Origin of the sequence: Nocardiopsis quinghaiensis (assembly GCF_008638365.1) — a bacterium.
GTDB lineage: Bacteria > Actinomycetota > Actinomycetes > Streptosporangiales > Streptosporangiaceae > Nocardiopsis > Nocardiopsis quinghaiensis.
This window is the reverse complement of the sequence record NZ_VWVU01000015.1, coordinates 121,812-143,962: the sequence shown is the minus strand read 5'-3', so window position 1 is coordinate 143,962 and position 22,151 is coordinate 121,812. Positions and strand designations below refer to the sequence as shown.

The window sequence follows — 22,151 nt, the reverse complement described above, 5'->3', positions numbered from 1 at the left end:
TTCGGGGGACGGGTGCGCGTGGGTTGCGGGCGATCATCGAGGAGGTGTTGTTGTCGGTGATGTATGAGGTGCCTTCTCGTGAGGATGTGGGGCGGGTCATTATTACGCGTGAGTCGGTGCAGGAGCATGTCAATCCCACCATCGTGCCGAGGAGCAAGGCGCGTCGTACCCGTCAGGAGAAGTCGGCCTAGGGACCCGTCCTGCGGCGTGGCCCGCTCCCCGGGGACACCGGGAGGAGCCGGCGAAGTGTCCGCGCCCGCCGCGACGACGGGCACGTGAAGGGGCGCCCCCGACCGGGGGCGCCCCTTCACGTCGTCCGGCTCCGCCGGGGACCGCCCGCGGCCCGGGGCCACGGCTCCCGGGTCACTCCTCTTCCAGCACCAGCGCCATACGCGCGATATCGGCGTTCTGCTCGGCGATCACGTCGTTGGCCATCCTCAGCACCGTCTGGTCCTTGCCCTCGGCAAGCACGTCCTCGGCCATGGTGACCGCTCCCTCGTGGTGGGTCGTCATCAGCTCCACGAAGAGCTGGTCGAACTCGTCGCCCTCCGCGGCCGCCAGCCGCTCCAGGTCCTCCTCGGAGGCCATGCCCGCCATGTCGTCGTGGTCGACCTCCAGTGCGCAGGTGGGCACGTCGCCGTCCTCGCCGTGGTGTGTGCCGTCGCCCTCCAGGCCGCAGAAGTTCTGGTGCGCCGGGTTCTCCCTGGCCGGACCGAAGACGTTCTCCTCCAGCCAGCTCTCCATCGCGGTGATCTCCGGGTCCTGGGCGGAGGAGATGCGGTCGGCGATGAGCTTGACGCCGTCGCGCTCGTACCGCTCGGGGACCAGGTCGGTCATCTCCAGGGCCTGGGAGTGGTGCTCGATCATCTGCACCAGGTAGGTGACGTCGGCCTCGTTGTGGCCCTGCTCCTCGGCGAGGGCGGCGATCTGGTCCGCGGTGGCGGGGGAGGAGGACTCCCCGGGTGCTCCGGGGGCGATGACGTTGGCCGACTCCTGCCCGCCGTCGTCGCCCGTACAGGCTGAGGCTCCGAGCAGCGCGAGAGCGGCTCCGGCCGCGAGTGCCAGGCGACGCACGAGGTGTCCTCCATGGGGGTGAGGCGCGGTCGGGGCCGCGGTGTTCGTGGGGTGGGGACGCGCCGAAAAGGGCGAGGCCCTGCGGGCTTTCTACTCACTCGCTGGGTGTTTTGTCCAGTCCCGGGAGTGACGCGGACGCCGTGTACCCGACAGAACACCTGGAGTACCCCCTGCGCTGGAGTTTCGGAGCCACCATAAGTTGGCACTTCATCAGACCGAAACTGAGGGCCGCGTGACGCCCAATGATGCGTTGACTCTGGTTCCGGGCCGTGCCCGCTCCGGGTGCTCCCGCTACCGGGGCGGGGCCCCGGCCCTCGCCCCGCCGGCTCCGGGCGGCTCCGGGAGGCCGGCCGCTTCGACGGTGGCGGAGGGTGTGCGGGTGGAGGGTCTCGCCCCCCGGCCGCGGTCGGCCCTTTCCTCCTCCGGTCCGGCGGTGGAGCGGCCGGGGCCCGTGGGGTGTCGTGCGAACCCTGGGCGCCGTAGCACTTCCCGGAACGTTAGTCGGGTTGCGTGATCAGATCGGGTCAGGTCGACACTCTGTTAACAACCATGTTTCTTTTGTCTCCCCCTATACATATAGATGTTGAACTGTGTACGTTCTTCCTGTTTCACTCCAATCAGAATCGGGAGTACACAGGATGGCTTCATCCCCCTCAACCCCCAACCCCCCAAGAGCCAGGCGCAGACTGGCCGGACTCACCGTCGTCGGAACGGCCGCCCTCGTGGCCGGACTCCTCGGCCCGGTCCCGGCCTCGGCTGACGACACGTTCGTCAGCGACGCCGACACCAGCTCCAACGTCACTCATGTGGCCAACGTCCCGAAGACCGAGACGATGAGTGCCTACAACTCCGATCTCGCGTTCACCGGCGACTACGCCATCGGCGGCAACTACGACGGTTTCGTCGTCTACGACATCTCCGAGCCGGAGGACCCGCAGGTCGTCTCCGAGGTCCTGTGCCCCGGCGGCCAGGGTGACGTGTCGGTCAGCGGGGACCTGCTGTACTTCTCCGTCGACTACCCGCGCGCGGGCACCGAGTGCGGCGCCCCCTCCGTGTCCACCACCGACCCTGACGGGTTCGAGGGCATCCGGATCTTCGACATCTCCGACAAGGCCAACCCGCAGTACGTGTCCGCGGTGCGCACCGACTGCGGTTCGCACACCAACACACTGGTCCCGGGCAAGGACGGCGAGCACGAGTACGTGTACGTCTCCTCGTACTCGCCCTCGGAGCGCTTCCCGAACTGCAAGCCGCCGCACGACAAGATCTCCGTCATCGAGATCCCGGTCGACGACCCGTCCGAGGCCAAGCTCCTCGACACCCCCGTGCTCTTCCCCGATGGCGGCAACACCGGCACCGCCGGCTGCCACGACATCACCGTCTACCCCCAGCGGGACATCGCGGCGGGCGCCTGCATGGGTGACGGTGTCCTGATGGACATCTCCGACCCGACCGCGCCGGTGGTCACCGACGTGGTCCAGGACTCCAACTTCGCGTTCTGGCACTCGGCGACCTTCACCAACAACGGCGAGACCGTGCTGTTCACCGACGAGCTCGGCGGCGGCGGTGGCGCCACCTGCAACGAGGAGGTCGGCCCCGAGCGCGGCGCCAACGCCATCTACGAGGTCGGCGGCAAGAAGGACGCATCCGAGCTGCGGTTCCAGAGCTACTACAAGCTGCCGCGCCACCAGGCCGACACCGAGAACTGCGTCGCGCACAACGGCTCGCTCATCCCGGTCCCGGGCCGTGACTTCTTCGTGCAGTCCTGGTACCAGGGCGGCGTCTCGGTCATCGACTTCAACGACAAGAAGAACCCCGAGCAGATCGGCCACTTCGACCGTGACCCGATCGACGACGACCGCCTCGTCCTGGGCGGCTCCTGGTCGGCCTACTACTACAACGGCTACGTCTACTCCTCCGACATCACCCGCGGACTCGACGTCCTCAAGCTGAACGACCCCCGGTTCCGGGTGGCCGAGCAGGTGCGGATGGAGGAGTTCAACCCCCAGTCCCAGCCCGAGTACAGGCCCGGTCGGGGCAACGGCCGCTGACCGTCCCCGCTGAGCGCCCCGGACCCCTCGCGGGCTCCGGGGCGCTCCACCCGAACGTCTCCGGACCCTTAGGGGACCGGATGACGGGTACGAGCAACAGGGGCCGTGGCCGTGTACGCCGCGGCCCCTGTGTCTCCCCCCCCACCCCCTAGTGCACACAGGAGAGCCCATGCCCGCACCCCCAGCACCACGGGCCCGGAGAGGTCTGCGGCGTACCGCGGCCCTCGCGGCCACCGCCACCGCGTCCCTGCTCGTCGGACTCCTCGGCCCGGCCGGCGCCCAGGCGGACGAGGCCCCGGCCGACAGCGTCCACAGCGCCAACTTCACGCACGTCGCCCACGTGCCCAAGCCCTCGGCCGTGCGCAGCGTCAACTCGGACCTGGCGTTCACCGGCGACTACGCCATCGGCGGCAACTACGACGGTTTCGTCGTCTACGACATCTCCGAGCCGGAGGACCCGCAGGTCGTCTCCGAGGTCCTGTGCCCCGGCGGCCAGGGTGACGTGTCGGTCAGCGGGGACCTGCTGTACTTCTCCGTCGACTACCCGCGCGCCGACAAGGACTGTGGAGCGCCCGCGGTCCCGGTCACCGACCCTGACGGGTTCGAGGGCGTGCGCGTCTTCGACATCTCCGACAAGGCCGACCCGCAGTACGTGTCCGCGGTGCGCACCGACTGCGGATCGCACACGCACACGCTGGTGCCGAGCAAGACCGGTGACAGCGACCTGCTCTACGTGTCGTCGTACTCGCCGTCGGCGGACTTCCCGAACTGCCAGACGCCGCACGACAAGATCTCCGTCATCGAGGTGCCGCACGACACGCCCGAGGAGGCCGCGGTCGTCAACGAGCCGGTGCTGTTCCCGGACGGCGGCAACCACGAACAGGACGGCCTGTTGCTGCCCACCCAGGGCTGCCACGACATCACCGTGTACGCCGAGCGCGACATCGCCGCGGGCGCCTGCATGGGTGACGGCCTCCTGATGGACATCTCCGACCCGGTGAACCCGGTCGTCACCGAGCGGGTCCGGGACGAGAACTTCGCGTTCTGGCACTCGGCGACCTTCACCAACGACGCCAGGACCGTGCTGTTCACCGACGAGCTCGGCGGCGGTGGCGCCCCCACATGCACCGAGGAGATCGGTCCCGAGCGCGGCGCCGACGCCATCTACGAGGTCGGCGGCGGGAAGGGCTCGCCGGAGCTGAGCTTCGCCAGCTACTTCAAGATCGACCGCCACCAGGGCGACCAGGTGTGCGTGGCGCACAACGGCTCCCTGATCCCGGTCCCGGGCCGTGACTACTTCGTGCAGTCCTGGTACCAGGGTGGTATCGCGGTGATCGACCTCAACGACCCGGGCGACCCCGAGGAGATCGGCTTCTTCGACATGGACTCCCGTGTCGAGGAGGGCGTGCAGGACAACGACACCTGGTCGACGTACTACTACAACGGCTACGTGTACTCGTCCGACATCACCCGGGGCCTGGACGTGCTCCGCATCGACGACCCGCGCCTGCGCGCGGCCGAACAGGTGCGGATGGACGAGTTCAACCCGCAGAACCAGGAGAGCTACCGGCCGGGCCGCGGCAACGGTCGGTAGGTAGGCGGGGCGGACGACACCCCGAACGGCGGCCCCGGCGGGGGCGGTGCTCCGGCACCGCCCCCACTTCTCGTATTCAGCCGAAGAGGCGGTCGGTGGGGGCGTCCACGGCTTCCAGGACCCGGCCGGTGAAGTAGACCGTGCCCAGGGCCAGTACGCGTGCGCCGAGCGCTCGCAGGGCCGCGGGGGAGAGGCCGTCGGCGTCCATCCGGCCCCAGTGGTCGGGCAGGGCGTGCTCGAACCGCAGGTGGGCCTCGGGCAGGCGCACGGCGGTCACCGGCAGGTCTCCCAGGACCTCCACGGCCCCGGACACGTCCTTGTGGTCGGGCAGGCACAGCAGTACGTGGTCCACCCGGCCCCACATCCCGCGGGCGTGGGCCAGCGCGGCGGTGACACCGTCACGGTCGATGGCCGAGTCCACGAGGACCTCCGCGTCCGGTGCCGGTCTCGTACCGCCGTCGCCCGTTTCCTCCCCGGTGGTCCTGCCGTCACCACCGTCGCCCGTTTCCTCCCCGGTGGTCCTGCCGTCACCACCGTCGCCCGTTTCCTCCCCGGTGGTCCCGCCGTCACCGCCGCCGCCCGTTTCCTCCCCGGTGGGGACGGCATGGCGGGACAGCCTTCCCGGCAACCGGAGGGTGCCCAGTACGGCGTGCAGACGTTCCCGGTCCAGTGGAGGGCGGCCCAGGTGCTCCAGCATCCGTGCGGCGGCGGCCGTTCCCAGCACCCCCGACGCGGCGGACAGCCCCGGCGGGCGCAGCGCGTGCGGCGGCTCCGCTCCCGGCCGCCCCGGGTCGACCACCTCGGCGCCGACCCGGCCGCCGGTGGCCCCGGACAGGGCGGCGTCGACCTCGGCGGCCACCTCCGCGGTCTGCGGCAGGCGCACCAGCGCGCGGGTCCGCTCCCCGGCGACCCGTGTCTTCTCCCGGGCGATCTCCTCCACGGTGTCGCCGAGGACCCCCACGTGCTCGGCGAAGACCCTTCCCAGCGCGACGACCTCGGGGCCGACCAGACGCAGCTCGTCGCGGTGCCCGCCCATCCCGGCCTCCAGCACGCACACGTCGGCGCCCACCTCGCGGGCGTGCAGCAGCCCCGCGACCAGGAACAGTCCGCTCGGCGCCAGGTAGCCGCCGAACTCCTCCACCGGCGGCAGCCCCCGGCGGGCGGTGTCGATCCGGGTGCCCAGCGCGTCCAGCTCGGTGTCGGTCACCGACATCCCGTCCACCCGCACCCGTTCGCGGTAGGACCGGAAACTCGGCCCGGTGACCAGTACGGAGCGCAGCCCGGCCGACGACAGCGCCGCCGCCGCCGTGGTAGCGGCGGCGCCCTTGCCCTTGGAACCCACCACCCCCAGCACCGGGGCGCGACCGGAGTCCAGTCCGAGGGCGCGCATCAGCGCCGCGGCGCGTTCCAGGCTGCGGGCCCGTCCGGGACGCCGCCGTGCCCACTCGGTGAAGAAGGGGTCAAGACTTGGCATGGCACCAGTATGGTCTGTGCGACATGTGCCACCGGCTCCTTTGCCCGGCGCCCGGGCCCAGGTGAGGGCGCGTACACTGACGCGGGTGTACACCCCGAACAAGCGAGACACCGAGACACCGAGACACCGTGAGTGACGCCAGCGCCGAGCAGCGCTACGACGAGGTGACCGCGGAGATCCTCTCCCGCGCACCCGAGTCCGACATCGACCCTCGTCTGGACCGGATCCGCACACTGCTGGACCTCCTGGGCGACCCGCACCGCAACTTCCGGGTCATCCATGTCACGGGTACCAACGGCAAGACCTCCACCGCACGCATGATCGACGCGCTCATGCGCGCACGCGGCCTGCGTGTGGGCCGCTACACCAGCCCGCACCTGCGCACCGTGCGCGAACGCATCGTCATCGACGGGAAGCCGGTCTCCCGGGAGCAGTTCGTCGAGGCCTACGACGACATCCGGCCCCAGATCGAGATGGCCGACCTGATGAACGACGCACCGCTGTCGTTCTTCGAGATCCTCACCGGGATGGCCTACGCGGCCTTCGCCGACGCTCCCGTGGACGTCGCCGTGGTCGAGGTCGGCATGGGCGGCCGGTGGGACGCCACCAACGTCGTCGACGGCGACGTCGCCGTGGTGACCCCCGTCGGTATCGACCACACCGAGTACCTGCCCGACACACTGGAGGGCATCGCCGAGGAGAAGGCGGGCATCATCAAGCCCGACTCCGTGGTGGTCCTGGCCGAGCAACCGCTGCCCGCCGCCGAGGTCCTCCTCCGCAACGCCGTCGAGATCGGGGCCCAGGTGGCCCGGGAGGGTCTGGAGTTCGGTGTCATCTCCCGCGAGGTCGCCGTGGGCGGCCAGCAGGTCGACATCAAGGGCCTCACCGGCAACTACGACAACCTGCTCCTCCCGCTTTTCGGGGCACACCAGGCCGGGAACGCGGCCGTCGCCATCGCCGCGGTGGAGGCCTTCTCCGCCGGTGAGGACGCCGACGGCCTGGACCCGGAGATCGTCGGCGAGGCCTTCGCGGAGGTGGACTCCCCGGGCCGCATGGAGGTCGTGCGCACCAGCCCGACCGTCATCGCCGACGCCGCGCACAACCCCGCCGGGATGATCGCCACCGCCGCGGCCGTGGAGGAGGCCTTCGCCTTCTCCCGGCTGGTCGGAGTGGTCGCGATCATGGCCGACAAGGACGTCGAGGGGATTCTCGACCCCCTCGAACCACTACTCGACGAGATCGTCGTCACCCGCAACTCCTCACCGCGCTCCCTCGACCCGGATCGGCTGTCCACCATCGCCCAGCAGATCTTCGGCGAGGACCGCGTGCACGTGGCACCCCGACTCGACGACGCCATCGACCGGGCCGTGAGCCTGGCCGAGGAGAGCGGCGAGTTCGGTGGATCCGGTGTACTGGTCACCGGCTCGGTCGTCACCGCCGGTGACGCCGTCCACCTGCTGCGCGGCGCGGGGGAGTGACGGGCCGGACGGTCCACTACGAAGGGAACCCGCCGTGCGTGTAGTCTGCGCCGTCATCCTGGCGTTCGAGGTCATCGTGATCGGCCTCTTCATCCCCGTCGCCATCTCCCTGGAGGGGATGGCCCCGGCCCTGGCATCGGGACTCTGGGGCGGGATGGCCGTCGCCGCCCTCGTGCTCTCCGGTCTCCAGAAGTACCGCCCGGCGCACTACGCGGCCTGGGTGTTGCAGGCGGCCTTCCTGTTCACCTCCTTCCTGGTCTCCGGGGCGGTGCTGATCGCCGTGGTGTTCGTGTCCCTGTGGGTGACCGGTGTGATCATGGGCCGCCGTACCGACGAGATGAAGGCCGCGCACCGGGCCCGGGCCGAGGCGGAGGCCGCCCGGGAGGCCGGGGAGGACGGCGACGTCGTGACCTCCGCGTCGTCGCGGCAAACGCGATAGTGTGACGCACGTCCGGACGGGTGGCCGGCCGGGAGGGACTCCCGCTCCTCGGCCCCCGTTTCCGTGACCCATCACCCGAACCCTCCGCGTGCGGCCGACGCCGTGGGCGCGAACCGCCCACGTGCGCCACGCGGAGCCCCAGTGAGGAGTTGACACGCACGTGGAGCGCACTCTCGTTCTCATCAAGCCGGACGGCGTCCGCCGCAACATCGTCGGCGAGGTCATCTCGCGCATCGAGCGCAAGGGCCTGCAGCTGGTCGCGATGGAGCTGCGCACGCTCGACACCGAGACCGCCAGGACGCACTACGAGGAGCACGCCGAGCGCCCGTTCTTCGGCTCGCTCGTCGAGTTCATCACCGGCGGTCCGCTGGTGGCCGTGGTGGTCGAGGGCGAGCGCGCGGTGGAGGCCTTCCGGGCCCTGGCCGGTGCCACCGACCCGGTGACCGCCTCCCCCGGCACCATCCGCGGCGACTTCGCGCTGGAGGTGCAGCAGAACATCGTGCACGGCTCGGACTCCACCTACTCCGCCGAGCGCGAGATCAAGCTGTTCTTCCCCGACCTGTAGCCAGGGCGGAACGGGCCGCGGGTTCTTCGGCATGGGACCCGCGGCTTCGTCATGTGGTGTGACTTCTTCTGATTCGTCCGTCGGCGGGGCAACAATTCGGTGTGTTTGCGTAACGGGCTAAGTGCTGACCGTTACGATACGGGGGACTGGATACCTATCGTGACGGAACGACTACGTATGGTCGCTCCGCGTCACCACGCCCGACACGGCGCCTCTGAGGACGTTACATGCCGAACAACCTTGCTTTTCTCGGCCGGGACATGGCCGTCGACCTTGGCACCGCCAACACGCTGGTGTACGTGCGCGGACGCGGCATCGTTCTGAACGAGCCGTCGGTGGTCGCGCTCAACACCTCAACGGGCAGGATCGTCGCCGTCGGCATCGAGGCCAAGCAGATGATCGGCCGCACACCGGACAACATCACGGCGATCCGGCCCCTGAAGGACGGCGTCATCGCCGACTTCGAGATCACCGAGCGCATGCTGCGCTACTTCATCCAGAAGATCCACCGACGGCGCCACTTCGCCAAGCCGCGCCTGATCGTCGCCGTCCCGAGCGGTATCACCTCGGTCGAGCACCGTGCCGTCAAGGAAGCGGGTTACCAGGCGGGCGCACGCCGGGTCTACATCATCGAGGAGCCCATGGCCGCCGCCATCGGCGCCGGGCTCCCCGTCCACGAACCCACCGGCAACATGGTCGTGGACATCGGCGGCGGCACCACCGAGGTCGCCGTCATCTCCATGGGCGGCATCGTCACGTCCCAGTCCATCCGGGTGGGCGGCGACGAGCTCGACCAGGCCATCACGACCTTCGTCAAGAAGGAGTACTCCCTGATGATCGGGGAGCGCACCGCCGAGGAGCTCAAGATGGCCGTCGGCTCCGCCTACCCCAGCGGCGCCGAGGAGGTCCGCGCGGAGGTACGGGGACGCGACCTCGTCAGCGGCCTGCCCAAGACCATCGTCCTGTCCGAGACCGACGTGCGCCAGGCCATCGAGGAACCGGTCATCGCCATCATCGACGCGATCCGCACCAGCCTCGACAAGTGCCCTCCGGAGCTGTCCGGCGACATCATGGACCGCGGTATCGCCGTCACCGGCGGAGGGGCCCTGCTCCGCGGACTCGACGAGCGGCTTTTGCACGAGACCGGCATGCCCATCCACGTCGCCGACAACGCGCTCGACTCCGTGGCACTCGGCTCGGGCACCTGCGTCGAGAACTACGAGCGGCTCCACCAGGTCCTCGTTCCCGAACGGCGGCGATGACATGTTCCGTGACTCGTCCCGATCCCGACTGATCCTGGCCGTGCTCATCGCGGCGGCCGTGGCCCTGCTCGTCCTGGACGCGCGCCCCGGCGGCGACCCCGTCACCTCGGCGGCCCGTACGGGCGGTGAACTCGTGTTCGCGCCCGCCGCCGCGGGAGTGAACTGGGCGACCGCGCCCGCGACCGCCCTCTACGACGGTCTGCGCCGAGGCCCCGGGGCCTCCGGCCGCATCGCCGAACTGGAGCAGGCCAACACCGACCTGAAGGACCAGCTCCGGGCCGCACGCATCGACGAACAGCGTGCGGACCAGCTCGACGAACTCCTGGGCCTGGCCGGCCTGGGCGGCTACGAGATCGTCGCCGCGCAGGCCGTCACCCACGTCACCGCGCGCGGCTACGCCGACACGGCCACCATCGACGCCGGCACCGAGTCCGGAGTACGCCCGGACATGACCGTGGTCAACGGCTCCGGCCTGGTGGGACGCGTGACCGAGGCCGGTCCGCACACCGCCACCGTCATGCTCTCCACCGACGTCAAGTCCGCGGTCGGCGCCCGACTGGAGGCCACCCGCAAGATCGGCGTGGTCAACGGCGGGACCGTCCCCGGAGGCCCCGACGCCGAGCTGACCCTGGAACTGTTCGACCTGGAGGCGCCGGTGGAGTCCGGCGACCGGGTGGTCACGCTCGGCTCGCACGAGGGGGCGCCCTTCGTTCCCGGCGTGCCCATCGGCACCGTCGACGACGTGCACGTGGCGCCCGGCGCGCTCAGCCGTATCGCCCGCATCACCCCGGCGGTGGACTTCTCGTCCCTGGACGTGGTGGGCGTGGTGGTGCGAGGCCCCGACGAGGGCCCGCGCGACTCCGTGCTCCCGCCCCGACCCGACAAGGGGGACCGGTCATGAGGACCGTAGTGACCCTGGTCGCGGTGCCCGCCGCCATCCTGGCCCAGGCCGCGATCGTCAACCGGCTCCCGTTCGACTGGGGAGCCGGACCGGACCTGGTGGTCGCGGTGGTCGTCGCGGTCGCCCTGACCACCAGCCCCGCCGCCGCGGCCGGGTGCGGATTCGCCGCCGGGCTGGCCATGGACGTACTCCCGCCCGCCGAACACGCCCTGGGCCGCTACACCCTGGTCCTGTGCCTGGCCGCCTACGTGCTGGCCCTGCTGCACAGGAACACCGGCACGACCGGTGCCCTGAACGGGCGTCCCCCGGTGCGGGCGGTGATGGGGGTGGTGGCGGCCACGGCCCTGGGCGTGGGCCTGGGATACGCGGTGGTCGGCCTGCTCATGGGAGACCCGCGGGTGTCGTTGGCCGCCGTCGCGGTCAACACCCTCGTGGGCACCGCGCTCACGGCCCTGGCCGCACCGCTGGTCGCCTTCCCGCTGCTGTGGGTGCGCGGCGCGCTCGGCGACAACGAGTACTCCGCGATCCGGGGCCCCCTGCCCTCGGGGAGGTGGTGAGCCGTGCGCGTGGCACCCGTAGACGACTTCGAGCCTCCCGGGCGCAGACTCGGCCGGACCGGGATCGTCATCGCCCAGATCCTGGTGGTGACGCTCCTCGCCGTCCTGGCGGCCCGGCTGTGGTACCTGCAGGTCCCGATGTGGGACCACTACCGGGACCTCGCGGTGGCCAACCACCACCAGAAGCTCATCGTCCCCGCCACCCGAGGGCAGATCCTCGACGCCACCGGTCGGCCGCTGGTGAACAACCGGACCGAGCTGGTGGTCTCCGGCGACTACCACGAGCTGATGGACATGAAGGACGACGGGAAGAAGGTCCTCGGTGACCTGTCCGAGGTGCTCGACGTGCCGCCGGAGGAACTCCGGCAGCGCATGCGCCTGTGCTCACCCACGGTGAGCCGTCCCTGCTGGCCCGGATCGCCCTACCAACCCGTCACCCTCGCCGAGGACGTGGAGCCGTCCGTCGCCCTGCAGGTCATGGAGAGCGCCGACGACTTCCCCGGCATCAGTGCCCAGGCCCACGCCGTCCGCGAGTATCCGCAGGGCGAGCACGGCTCCCAGATGCTGGGCTACCTGCAGCCGGTCACCCAGGAGGAGCTGGAGGCCCGCGAGGACCTGCGCACCCAGTTCACCGGTATCGACCAGGTGGGCCGCGACGGTGTGGAGGCGGTCTACGACGCGCAGCTGCGCGGCGCCGCCGGGGAGCGCGTTCTGGGGGTGAACAACCACGGCGAGGTCATGGAGGTGATCTCCGAGAAGCCTTCCGAACCGGGGATGCACCTGGTCACGCACGTCGACCTGGGTGTGCAGAGGGTCGCCGAGGAGGCGCTGGCCAAGGGTATGGCCAACGCCCGGCCCCGCTACGAGGCCGACTCCGGCGCCGCCGTCGTCCTGGACGTGCGCACCGGCGGCGTGGTGGCCATGGCGAGCCTGCCCACCTACGACCCCGCCATCTGGCGCGGCGGCATCGACCAGGAGACCTTCGACGAGATGCTCAGCGCGGAGGCGGGTGAGCCACTGCTCTCCCGTGCGGTGCAGGGCACCTATCCGCCCGGCTCCACGTTCAAGGTCTCCTCGCTCTCGGCGGCCGCGGAGAACGGGTACTCGCTGCGCAGTACCTACGCCTGCCCGGGCTCTGTGAGCCTGGCGGGGCAGAGCTACGAGAACTACGCGGGCCGGGGCCACGGGCCGATCAGCCTGCACAAGGCCATCGTGGTCTCCTGCAACACCGTCTTCTACAACCTCGGCTACCAGATGTGGGAGAAGGACGGCGGCCTGTACCCCGAGGGGGAGGCCGAGGAGGCCATGGCCAACATGGCGCGCGGCTTCGGCTTCGGTTCCCCGACCGGGATCGACCTGCCCTACGAGACCTCCGGGCGCATCCCGGACCGCGAGTGGAAGCGCACCTTCTGGCAGAAGACCAGGGAGGACAACTGCCACCGGGGCGAGCACGGGTATCCGGAGGTCGCCAAGACCGATCCCTCGCGTGCCGCCTACCTCAAGCTGCTGGCCTACGAGCAGTGTGTGGAGGGCTTCGAGTGGCGGGCCAACGAGGCCGTCAACTTCGCCATCGGCCAGGGAGACGTCCTGGTCACACCTCTGCAGCTCGCCAACGCCTACGCGGCCGTCGCCAACGGGGGCACGCTCCACGAGCCCCGCATCGGCCGGGCGCTGGTCTCCGCGGACGGGTCAAGGAAGGAGGAGATCGAGCCGGTCGTGCGCGGCCGGCTGCCGGTCAGCGACGAGACCCTCGACTACTTGCAGAAGGCGCTCACCGCGGTTCCCAAGGAGGGGACCGCGCGCGGCGCCTTCGCCGGGTTCCCGCAGGACAAGGTCTCCGTCGCGGGCAAGACCGGCAGCGCCGACGTGGAGGGGCGCCAGGTCTCCTCCTGGTTCGCCTCCTACGCGCCCGCGGACGACCCGCAGTTCGCCATCGCAGTCCTGGTCTCCCAGGGCGGCACCGGCGGTATGACGGCGGCGCCCATCGCCCGCGCCATCTACGACGGCATCTACGGGTTCGAGACCCCGGGCCCGGTCGCGGCCGAGGGGGAGGGCGGCTCCGGACCGGCCAAGCCGCTGCTCCCGGGCGGCAAACCGCCCGAGGGACTGCCCGCCGTCCGTCCCGACGGTTCCATCGACGTCCTGGATCGGTAGTCATGACCACACACCTGGGGGCGCCCCGCACGCGAAGGTCCGAGTTCGGGCGCAACGCGGCGGGCCTCATGCGCCGACTGGACTGGACGCTGATCGTTTCGGTGGCGGCCCTGTGCGCCCTCGGCTCCCTGCTGGTGTGGTCGGCGACGATACCGGGCGACGGCAGCGACCCGATGGACTCCACCGGTCACCTGAGCCGCCATCTGTTCCACCTGGCGATGGGGTGGACGCTGTGCCTGGTGGTCGCCTCGGTGGACCACCGGGCGATCCGCGCGTACGCGCCCATCGCCTACCTGGTCACGGTGGTCCTGCTGGCCCTGGCGCTCACCCCGCTCGGCCAGGTGATCAACGGGTCGCGCGGCTGGATCGTGATCGGCGGGTTCCAGTTCCAGCCCAGTGAGCTGGCCAAGGTCGGACTGGTCCTGATTCTGGCCACGCTGCTGGGCGAGCCGCGCGACGGCGAGGCCAGGCCGATGACGCGGGACGTGCTGTTCTGCCTGGTGGCGCTGGTGGTGCCGCTGGCGCTGGTGATGTCCCAGCCGGACCTGGGCACCACGCTGGTGCTCGGCGCGATCTTCCTGGGGATGCTCACGCTCTCGGGAGCCCCGGTCGTGTGGGTGGTGGGCATGCTGGCGTGCGGTGCGGTCGGGGCGTTCTGCGTGTGGTGGTTCGAGATGCTGGAGCCCTACCAGGTGGACCGCATCGCGACCCTGATGGACCCGACGGCCGACCCGCAGGGAGCGGGGTACAACTCCCACCAGGCGCTGATCGCGGTGGGGTCGGGCGGGTTCAACGGGACCGGGCTGTTCCAGGGCGAGCAGACGCACGGGCGGTTCGTGCCCGAACAGCACACCGACTTCATCTTCACGGTGGCGGGTGAGGAGCTGGGATTCGTGGGCGCGGTGCTGGTCATCGGCCTGTTCGGGCTGGTCCTGTGGCGGCTCCTGCGGACCGCCCAGGGGTGTGAGAAGCCCTATCCGCGCCTGCTGTGCGTGGGCGTGGCCGCCTGGTTCGGGTTCCAGGCCCTCATCAACATCGGGATGTGCCTGGGGGTCGTGCCGGTGACGGGCCTGCCGCTGCCGTTCGTGTCCTACGGAGGCACCGCGATCGTGGCGAGCATGCTGGCCCTGGGCCTGGTGCTGGGGGTCAACTCCCGGGACCGGGGCTTCGCGTAGGGCCTGTTCCCGGACGCGGGCCGAAGTACGGCGGAGGTCCCGGAACACGGCGTAGCGGCACACGGCCGGCGTCCCGGCCGCCGGTAGCCTGGCACCGTCAGCGTGGTCGTGTGCCACGAACCCCGGTGACAGCTCCCGTCACGGCGGGAGCCCACGCACGACTCCGACACGAAGTCCGTCGAACGAAGGCCCACACCATGTCCGTCGAAAGCCTCTTCCCGCGACTGGAACCCCTGCTGACACAGGTGGGCAAGCCCATCCAGTATGTCGGCGGCGAGCTCAACTCCGTGGTCAAGGACTGGGACGACGCCCAGGTGCGCTGGGCGCTGATGTACCCGGACGCCTACGAGGTCGGCGTGCCCAACCAGGGCGTGCAGATCCTGTACGAGGTCCTCAACGAGCGTGAGGGCGTGTTGGCCGAGCGCACCTACGCGGTGTGGCCGGACCTGGAGAAGCTGATGCGCGAGCACGGCGTGCCGCACTTCACCGTGGACGCCCACCGGCCCGTGGCCGCCTTCGACGTGCTCGGGCTGAGCTTCGCCAGCGAGATGGGCTACACCAACATGCTCACCGCGCTGGACCTGGCCGGTATCCCGCTGTACGCGGCCGACCGCACCGCCGAGCACCCGATCGTGCTGGCGGGCGGGCACGCGGCGTTCAACCCCGAGCCGATCGCCGACTTCCTGGACGCGGTGGTGCTCGGCGACGGCGAGGAGATCACCCTCGCCATCACCGAGATCATCCGCGAGTTCAAGGAGGAGGACGAGCCGGGCGGACGCGACGGGCTGCTGCTGCGCCTGGCCGCGACCGGCGGGGTGTACGTGCCGCGCTTCTTCGACGTGGAGTACCACCCCGACGGGCGGATCGCCTCCTACACGCCCAACCGGACCGGGGTACCCGGCACGGTGCAGAAGCACACCGTGATGGACCTCGACCAGTGGCCCTACCCCAAGAAGCCGGTCGTGCCGACCGCCGAGTCCGTGCACGAGCGCTACAGCGTGGAGATCTTCCGGGGCTGCACCCGCGGCTGCCGCTTCTGCCAGGCGGGGATGATCACCCGTCCGGTGCGCGAGCGCAACAAGGAGACCGTCACGAAGATGGTCGAGGACGGCGTGAAGGCCTCCGGTTTCCAGGAGGTGGGGTTGCTGTCGCTCTCCAGCGCCGACCACAGCGAGATCGGTCAGATCGCCAAGGGGCTCGCCGACCGGTACGAGGGCACCAACACCGGTCTGTCGCTGCCGTCCACCCGCGTGGACGCGTTCAACATCGACCTGGCCAACGAGCTGACCCGCAACGGGCGACGCTCCGGGCTGACGTTCGCCCCCGAGGGCGGCAGCGAGCGGATGCGCCGGGTGATCAACAAGATGGTCACCGAGGAGGACCTCATCCGCACCGTCACCGCCGCCTACGCGGCCGGGTGGCGGCAGGTGAAGCTGTACTTCATGTGCGGCCTGCCGACCGAGGAGGACGAGGACGTCCTGGCCATCGCCGACCTGGCCACCGAGGTGATCCGGACCGGTCGCGAGGTGACCGGGCGCAAGGACATCCGGTGCACGGTGTCCATCGGCGGGTTCGTACCCAAGCCGCAGACCCCGTTCCAGTGGGCGGGGCAGACCTCGCACGAGGACGTCGACGCACGGTTGCGCAAGCTGCGCGACCGGTTGCGGGGCGACCGCAGGTACGGCAAGTCGATCGGCCTGCGCTACCACGAGGGGCGTCCCTCCGTCATCGAGGGCCTGCTCTCCCGGGGCGACCGCCGCGTGGGCCGGGTGGTCGAGGAGGTGTGGCGCGCCGGCGGCAGGTTCGACGGCTGGAGTGAGCACTTCTCCTACGACCGGTGGACGGAGGCCGCCGAGACGGCCCTGGCCGACCTCCCGGTGGACGTGGACTGGTTCACCACCCGCGAGCGTGACGAGGAGGAGGTCCTGCCCTGGGACCACCTGGACGCCGGGCTCGACCGGTCGTGGCTGTGGCAGGACTGGCAGGACTCGCTGTACGGCGAGGAGTCGCTGGAGGTCGACGACTGCCGGTGGAACCCCTGCTACGACTGCGGCGTGTGCCCGAGCATGGGCACCGAGATCCAGATCAACGCTCCCGCGGAGGGCCGTCCGACGCTGCCGCTGACCGTGGTGTAGAGCCCGTTCCCGGGCGCGGGGACGCTCCCCGCACCCGGGAACGGGCTACGGCGTCCTGGAGGTTCTGGGCGTGCTCCCGGCCCGGGCGCAGGAGGCGGGGGAGGTCCGGGACGACGTGGACGCCGCCGACGCCAGGGCACTGGTCAGCGGGTGCGTCGCCCGGGGGCGGTGAGAGGCCGACGTGGCCGGCTCCGGGTGCCGCGAGGGGCGTGGAGGAGGACGTCGCGCTCCGGGCGCTGACTCGACCCTTTGGGGAGTGCGGCCCTGGAGGAGGATGCACGGCCCGGCGCCCCGCTCGCGCCGGGCCGTACGTGTAGTAGGACTCGCGGCTCACGCGGGGGGTTGCCATCTGGAGCGGATTTTCTTCGGATTTTTTTCGGGGGACCCCTTGTTCCGGTGGTGAACGCCGATTCGGTATCCGCTCTGACCGCTTCGGGACTTTTCGATCGCAGGTCAGTGGGGGAGATACCGGTATGCGTAGTCCTGTTGGCGCATGTGCACCATCGCGCACCGTACGCTGAACAGGACGAGGAACAGCCCCTTCAGGCCGCCCCGCCGGCCACATCAGGGGGCATGAGGAAAGGAGTTGAGCTGCCCCCCGCATCCGAGGGCACCACCTCACCCTCCACCGCCAAACCCGGACAACGGCTTCGCGTCCGCTACGCCAAGCGCGGGCGCATGAGGTTCGCCAGCCACCGTGACATCGCCCGGGCTCTGGAGCGCGCCCTGCGTCGGGCCTCCGTACCCGTGGCTTTCTCCGCTGGCTTCTCACCTCACCCCAAGGTCTCCTACACCGGTGCGGCCCCGACCGGGGTCGCCAGCGAGGCGGAGTACCTTGAACTCACCCTGGCCGAGGCGCGCCCGCCCGAACGGGTCCGAGCCGACATCGACGCGGCGATGCCCTCCGGCATCGATGTCGTCGAGGTCGTCGAGGCCCGGCACCCCGGGCTCGCCGACCGGCTCCAGGCCTCCGCATGGCGGGTGGAGATGGCGGATGTCGACCCCGGCGACGCCGCCAGGGCGGTGGCCACCTACATGGCCGCCGACAGTGTCGAGGTGGAACGGATGACGAAGAAGGGTCGCCGCCGCTTCGACACGCGACCCGCGGTGGTCCGTATCGACGTGTGCACTGACTCCCACGGGCGCGCCCCAGAGGAACATCACACGACATATGCCATACTTCGGATGGTTGTACGGCACACGACACCTGCTGTTCGGCCAGACGACGTGCTGACCGGTCTTCGCCACGTGGCCGACCTCGCGCCGCCGTCATCACCGCTGATGACCCGGCTGGCGCAGGGGCCACTGGACGAGACGACAGGTGCGATCGCGGACCCGCTCACCCAGGACCGTTCCGAAGCTCACACGAGCCCCGGACCCGCGAACGACAACGCGGACGAGCGGCGCGACAGCGCACCACGGCCGTCGGCGCCCATGCCGGGACCGCGCTGATGAGCGGCCCCAAGACGGGGAGCATGAGCGTCACCACAGGACTTTGCCCCGACGGCGCCCCGGTGCCGTCGGCGCTGACACAGCAACGACAGTTCTCGCGAGCCGAGCCGCCGACCGACAGGTCGCGCCGAGTCCGAGAACTCTGACGGGAGACCGCCCGGATGCTCGACAACGAGCCCAACAACGGTGCCGAAGGCGCCGAGGGCACAACTGAGACGAACAACGACATGGCGGCGACGCCCCCCGCGAGGGGCGGCGAGGTGCGTGTGACCACACCTGCGCCGGCCAGGGGCGTCCGCCGCGCGGCCGGACCGCCCCCCGAACCGGACGACGTCTTCACACCTCCCTCGATGCCCGTCACCTCCCTCGCCGGATCCGGTGAGGGAGGCACGGTCAAGACCGCGGTGACCACGCCTGCCTCGCGTAGGCGCACCGTGCGCGCCGCGGGCCGCCCCGACGAGGCGGCGGCCGCCGCCCCGGCCGTGAGTTCCGAGGCGGCGGAGGCCACCGCTCCGGCCCGGGCCGAGGAGGGGGAGGACGCCTCCACCGCCCGGAGCCGTACCCGCTCCCGCGGCCGTTCGCGCGCACGCTCCGCCGAGGACACCGGGACCGGTGGGGCCGAGACCGCCAAGGGCGGCGGGGCCAGGACCACCGAGGCGGCCGGGCAGGAGGACGAGGAGTCCTCCGGCGGAAACGTCTTCCAGTCGCCGGCCATGCTCTTCCAGCCCCCGGTGGCCAGTGCCGCACCCGCGACCGTCCGGACCGCCGACACCAGCGCCGAGGACGAGGACTCCGAGGAGGAGGCCGAGTCCACCGGTGCCGAGGACAACGGCGAGGAGGGCGACGAGCGCCCCAACCGCCGTCGCCGCCGTCGTGGTGGCCGCGGGCGCGGCCGGTCCCGTGCGGACGACGAGGACGACGCCGAGCCCGCCGCCGAGAGGAAGGCGGAGCAGAAGGAGTCGAAGAAGGAGCCGAAGAAGGACACCGGCTCCGGTGAGGACGGCGGCCAGGCGTCCGACCAGGGTGAGGACTACGGCGAGGACTCCGAGCGCGGCAGCCGCCGCCGTCGCCGCCGTCGCCGCCGGGCCACCACCGGCACGGGTGCCGATGCCACCGGGGACGACCCGCCCAACACCGTGGTCCGGGTGCGCGAGCCGCGCCAGGAGAAGCCCATCGAGGACGAGGTCCAGGCGGTCCGTGGCTCCACCCGGCTGGAGGCCAAGAAGCAGCGCCGCCGTGAGGGCCGCGAGCAGGGCCGCCGCCGGCCCCCGATCGTCACCGAGTCGGAGTTCCTGGCCCGCCGGGAGGCGGTCAAGCGCGACCTGGTGATCCGCCGGATCGGCGACCGCACCCAGATCGCCGTCCTCGAGGACGACGTCCTCGTCGAGCACTACGTCGACCGGGCCACGCACCGCTCCTACGTGGGCAACGTCTACCTGGGCCGGGTACAGAACGTGCTGCCGTCCATGGAGGCCGCCTTCGTCGACATCGGCAAGGGCCGCAACGCGGTCCTGTACGCGGGCGAGGTCAACTGGGACTCCTTCGGCCTGGACAGCCAGCCCAAGCGCATCGAGTCGGTGCTCAAGTCCGGCCAGCCGGTCCTGGTGCAGGTCACCAAGGACCCGGTCGGTCACAAGGGCGCCCGCCTGACCAGCCAGATCAGCCTGCCCGGCCGCTACCTGGTGTACGTGCCCGGCGGCTCGATGACCGGCATCAGCCGCAAGCTCCCCGACAAGGAGCGCGCCCGCCTCAAGCAGATCCTCAAGAAGGTCATGCCCTCCGGCGCGGGCGTCATCGTCCGCACGGCCGCCGAGGGCGCCAGCGAGGAGGAGCTGGAGCGCGACATCACGCGCCTGGCCAAGCAGTGGGACTCCATCAAGCGCAAGTCGAAGTCGGCGAACGCCCCGGCGCTGCTCAACAGCGAGCCGGACCTGACGGTGCGGGTCGTGCGCGACGTGTTCAACGAGGACTTCTCCAGCCTGGTCGTGGCCGGCGACGAGGCCTGGACCACCGTCCACGAGTACGTGGACTACGTGGCGCCCAACCTCGCCGAGCGTCTCTCGCACTGGACCGAGGACCGCGACGTCTTCGCCGCCTACCGGATCGACGAGCAGATCAACAAGGCCCTGGAACGCAAGGTCTGGCTGCCCAGCGGCGGATCGCTGGTCATCGACCGCACCGAGGCCATGACCGTGGTCGACGTCAACACCGGCAAGTTCACCGGCCAGGGCGGCAACCTGGAGGAGACGGTCACCAAGAACAACCTGGAGGCGGCGGAGGAGATCGTCCGTCAGCTCCGGTTGCGTGACATCGGCGGCATCATCGTCATCGACTTCATCGACATGGTGCTGGAGGCCAACCGCGACCTGGTGCTGCGCCGCATGCTGGAGTGCCTCTCGCGCGACCGCACCAAGCACCAGGTGGCCGAGGTCACCTCGCTGGGCCTGGTCCAGATGACCCGTAAGCGGGTCGGCCAGGGCCTGCTGGAGGCGTTCTCGCACAGTTGCGAGCACTGCAACGGGCGTGGCCTGGTGCTGACCAGCGACCCGGCCGAGGGCAGGGACGGCGGCAGCGGCGGTGGCAACGGCGGCCGCAAGAAGAAGAAGGGCAAGGGCGAGTCCGACAAGGACGCCAAGGCGGAGAAGGCGGAGGAGCCCGCGGACAAGCCTGAGCAGGCCGCTGACACGAGGGCGGAGGAGCCGGAGCGGGTGGACGAGGCCCCGGCCGCCGAAGCCAAGGCCGACGCCGAGCCCGCCAAGAAGACCCGCAAGCGGGCCTCCCGTTCCCGTAAGGCCGCTGAGGCGGCCGCGCAGGAGCAGGAGGAGATCACCGCGGCCGCGGACGAGGCCGCTCCGGTGGAGGCCTCCGGCGCCACCGAGGAGAATGCCACCGAGGAGAAGGCCACCGAGGCCGCTGAGACCCCCGAGGCCGAGGAGGCCCCGGTCAAGAAGACCCGCAGCCGGCGCACCACCCGTCGGTCCGCCCGCGCGGCGGCCGACGAGGGTGAGTCCGACGCGGCGGACAGCGGCGGCACGGACGCCGCCGCGGAGACGCCCGTCACGGCCGAGGGCGAGGACGAGGCCGCCGAGCGGCCCAAGCGGCGCCGTACCCGGCGTACCAAGGCGGCGGCCACCCCGTCGACCGCCGTGGACGCGGGCTGAGCCGAGGGGCGGCAGCCCCGCCGTGGTCCGGACCGGGCGTATGTCCGGTCCGGACCACGGCACGTGTGCAGGCCCGTGGCGGGCCAGTGGTAATCTGATGGACGGTGCGTCGGCGCGCTCCACCACATCGCGCGCCCCGACACCGAAGTGCTCTCCACGCAGGGTTTGTTTCCCTCGGATCCCCGCGCCCCGCTACAGGCGATCAGTGGATCGTGGAACGAGGCGCCTCCCCGCCCACACGGGGAGTGGGCCTCCCGGCGGGCCTGGGCACAGGCACTGCCGGACCCGGACCCCGGACCTCACGTCTCGGGGATGGTCCCGAGCATTATTCGTTGAGCGAGCAGGAAGAGAGTTACCCGGTGTACGCGATCGTGCGAGCGGGCGGCCGACAGGAGAAGGTGTCTGTCGATGACGTCCTGAACATCGACAAGGTCTCTGAGGAGACTGGCGCCACCCTCACGTGGCAGCCCATCCTCGTCGTGGAGGACGGCAACGTCATCAGCGACGCGGACAAGCTGAGCGGCTACTCGGTCACCGCCGAGATCCTCGGTGAGACCAAGGGCCCCAAGATCAACATCCTGAAGTACAAGAACAAGACCGGTTACAAGAAGCGCCAGGGGCACCGCCAGAAGCACACCCAGGTGCGCGTCACCGGCATCGCGGCGAAGTAGGAGGCCTG

Annotated in this window: 16 protein-coding genes and 2 pseudogenes; 16 read left to right on the top strand and 2 right to left on the bottom strand. The window is 70.7% G+C overall.

The features are described from left to right. Nucleotides 1-191, top strand: a pseudogene (locus FYX01_RS18240) (ATP-dependent Clp protease ATP-binding subunit ClpX); the annotation flags it as partial. Between the two features lie 172 nt (nt 192-363). Here the strand turns inward: FYX01_RS18240 and FYX01_RS18235 are convergent. Beyond that, nucleotides 364-1,074 (bottom strand): DUF305 domain-containing protein, encoded by a 711-nt coding sequence (locus FYX01_RS18235; protein WP_150242971.1) that lies wholly within the window; start codon nt 1,072-1,074, stop codon nt 364-366. 638 nt (nt 1,075-1,712) lie between these two features. On the opposite strand from FYX01_RS18235, the gene FYX01_RS18230 reads away from it, so the two are divergent. Together FYX01_RS18230 and FYX01_RS18225 are read left to right on the top strand one after the other, a co-directional pair. Then, the gene (locus FYX01_RS18230; RefSeq protein ID WP_150242969.1) at nt 1,713-3,125 is read left to right on the top strand and encodes an LVIVD repeat-containing protein; all 1,413 of its coding nucleotides are present in this window, start codon (nt 1,713-1,715) and stop codon (nt 3,123-3,125) included. A gap of 169 nt (nt 3,126-3,294) precedes the next feature. Next, a complete protein-coding gene (locus FYX01_RS18225; RefSeq protein ID WP_150242967.1) occupies nt 3,295-4,719 on the top strand; it encodes an LVIVD repeat-containing protein in 1,425 nt (474 codons plus the stop codon). Between the two features lie 76 nt (nt 4,720-4,795). Here FYX01_RS18225 and FYX01_RS18220 read toward each other — a convergent pair whose 3' ends face one another. Further along, nucleotides 4,796-6,193 carry a folylpolyglutamate synthase/dihydrofolate synthase family protein gene (locus FYX01_RS18220; protein ID WP_150242965.1) on the bottom strand — a complete coding sequence of 466 codons (1,398 nt, stop codon included), beginning with the start codon at nt 6,191-6,193 and terminating at the stop codon, nt 4,796-4,798. 128 nt (nt 6,194-6,321) lie between these two features. Here FYX01_RS18220 and FYX01_RS18215 point away from each other — a divergent pair, with 128 nt between their 5' ends. From FYX01_RS18215 to rplU, 13 genes and pseudogenes are all read left to right on the top strand, one after another. Next, complete coding sequence (locus FYX01_RS18215; protein ID WP_150242963.1) at nt 6,322-7,671, top strand: bifunctional folylpolyglutamate synthase/dihydrofolate synthase; 1,350 nt, start codon at nt 6,322-6,324, stop codon at nt 7,669-7,671. A gap of 34 nt (nt 7,672-7,705) precedes the next feature. Continuing rightward, nucleotides 7,706-8,110: a DUF4233 domain-containing protein gene (locus FYX01_RS18210; protein ID WP_150242961.1), complete on the top strand. Its 405-nt coding sequence runs from the start codon at nt 7,706-7,708 to the stop codon at nt 8,108-8,110. A gap of 160 nt (nt 8,111-8,270) precedes the next feature. Next, on the top strand, nt 8,271-8,675 hold the full coding sequence (gene ndk, locus FYX01_RS18205; protein WP_150242959.1) for a nucleoside-diphosphate kinase: 405 nt from the start codon (nt 8,271-8,273) through the stop codon (nt 8,673-8,675). Nucleotides 8,676-8,902: 227 nt separating this feature from the next. Beyond that, nucleotides 8,903-9,937: a rod shape-determining protein gene (locus FYX01_RS18200; RefSeq protein ID WP_150242957.1), complete on the top strand. Its 1,035-nt coding sequence runs from the start codon at nt 8,903-8,905 to the stop codon at nt 9,935-9,937. A 1-nt stretch (nt 9,938) separates the two neighbouring features. Continuing rightward, a complete protein-coding gene (mreC, locus tag FYX01_RS18195) occupies nt 9,939-10,838 on the top strand; it encodes a rod shape-determining protein MreC (protein WP_150242955.1) in 900 nt (299 codons plus the stop codon). Then, on the top strand, nt 10,835-11,395 hold the full coding sequence (mreD, locus tag FYX01_RS18190) for a rod shape-determining protein MreD (RefSeq protein WP_150242954.1): 561 nt from the start codon (nt 10,835-10,837) through the stop codon (nt 11,393-11,395). The genes mreC and mreD overlap by 4 nt, the downstream gene beginning before the upstream one ends. A 9-nt stretch (nt 11,396-11,404) precedes the next feature. Beyond that, on the top strand, nt 11,405-13,549 hold the full coding sequence (mrdA, locus tag FYX01_RS18185; RefSeq protein WP_150242951.1) for a penicillin-binding protein 2: 2,145 nt from the start codon (nt 11,405-11,407) through the stop codon (nt 13,547-13,549). A gap of 2 nt (nt 13,550-13,551) precedes the next feature. Beyond that, nucleotides 13,552-14,724 carry a rod shape-determining protein RodA gene (rodA, locus tag FYX01_RS18180; protein WP_150242949.1) on the top strand — a complete coding sequence of 391 codons (1,173 nt, stop codon included), beginning with the start codon at nt 13,552-13,554 and terminating at the stop codon, nt 14,722-14,724. Between the two features lie 197 nt (nt 14,725-14,921). Beyond that, complete coding sequence (locus FYX01_RS18175) at nt 14,922-16,859, top strand: TIGR03960 family B12-binding radical SAM protein (RefSeq protein WP_150242947.1); 1,938 nt, start codon at nt 14,922-14,924, stop codon at nt 16,857-16,859. Nucleotides 16,860-16,902: 43 nt separating this feature from the next. Then, nucleotides 16,903-17,031 (top strand): annotated as a pseudogene (locus tag FYX01_RS27295) (SbtR family transcriptional regulator); the annotation flags it as partial. A gap of 506 nt (nt 17,032-17,537) precedes the next feature. After that, the gene (locus tag FYX01_RS18170; protein WP_263363766.1) at nt 17,538-18,311 is read left to right on the top strand and encodes a TIGR03936 family radical SAM-associated protein; all 774 of its coding nucleotides are present in this window, start codon (nt 17,538-17,540) and stop codon (nt 18,309-18,311) included. 161 nt (nt 18,312-18,472) lie between these two features. Then, entirely contained in the window at nt 18,473-21,472 is a 3,000-nt protein-coding gene (locus FYX01_RS18165) for an Rne/Rng family ribonuclease (protein WP_150242943.1), read from the top strand. Between the two features lie 359 nt (nt 21,473-21,831). Beyond that, a complete protein-coding gene (gene rplU, locus FYX01_RS18160) occupies nt 21,832-22,143 on the top strand; it encodes a 50S ribosomal protein L21 (RefSeq protein ID WP_150242995.1) in 312 nt (103 codons plus the stop codon). The last annotated feature ends 8 nt before the right edge of the window (nt 22,144-22,151 follow it).

What these genes read in the sequence shown, in the direction of transcription:
- FYX01_RS18230 (WP_150242969.1), top strand. Translation starts at nt 1,713, where the DNA reads ATGGCTTCATCCCCCTCAACCCCCAACCCCCCAAGAGCCAGGCGCAGA.
- FYX01_RS18225 (WP_150242967.1), top strand. Translation starts at nt 3,295, where the DNA reads ATGCCCGCACCCCCAGCACCACGGGCCCGGAGAGGTCTGCGGCGTACC.
- FYX01_RS18220 (WP_150242965.1), bottom strand. Translation starts at nt 6,193, where the DNA reads ATGCCAAGTCTTGACCCCTTCTTCACCGAGTGGGCACGGCGGCGTCCC.
- FYX01_RS18200 (WP_150242957.1), top strand. Translation starts at nt 8,903, where the DNA reads ATGCCGAACAACCTTGCTTTTCTCGGCCGGGACATGGCCGTCGACCTT.
- mreC (WP_150242955.1), top strand. Translation starts at nt 9,939, where the DNA reads ATGTTCCGTGACTCGTCCCGATCCCGACTGATCCTGGCCGTGCTCATC.
- mreD (WP_150242954.1), top strand. Translation starts at nt 10,835, where the DNA reads ATGAGGACCGTAGTGACCCTGGTCGCGGTGCCCGCCGCCATCCTGGCC.
- rodA (WP_150242949.1), top strand. Translation starts at nt 13,552, where the DNA reads ATGACCACACACCTGGGGGCGCCCCGCACGCGAAGGTCCGAGTTCGGG.
- FYX01_RS18175 (WP_150242947.1), top strand. Translation starts at nt 14,922, where the DNA reads ATGTCCGTCGAAAGCCTCTTCCCGCGACTGGAACCCCTGCTGACACAG.
- FYX01_RS18170 (WP_263363766.1), top strand. Translation starts at nt 17,538, where the DNA reads ATGAGGTTCGCCAGCCACCGTGACATCGCCCGGGCTCTGGAGCGCGCC.
- FYX01_RS18165 (WP_150242943.1), top strand. Translation starts at nt 18,473, where the DNA reads ATGCTCGACAACGAGCCCAACAACGGTGCCGAAGGCGCCGAGGGCACA.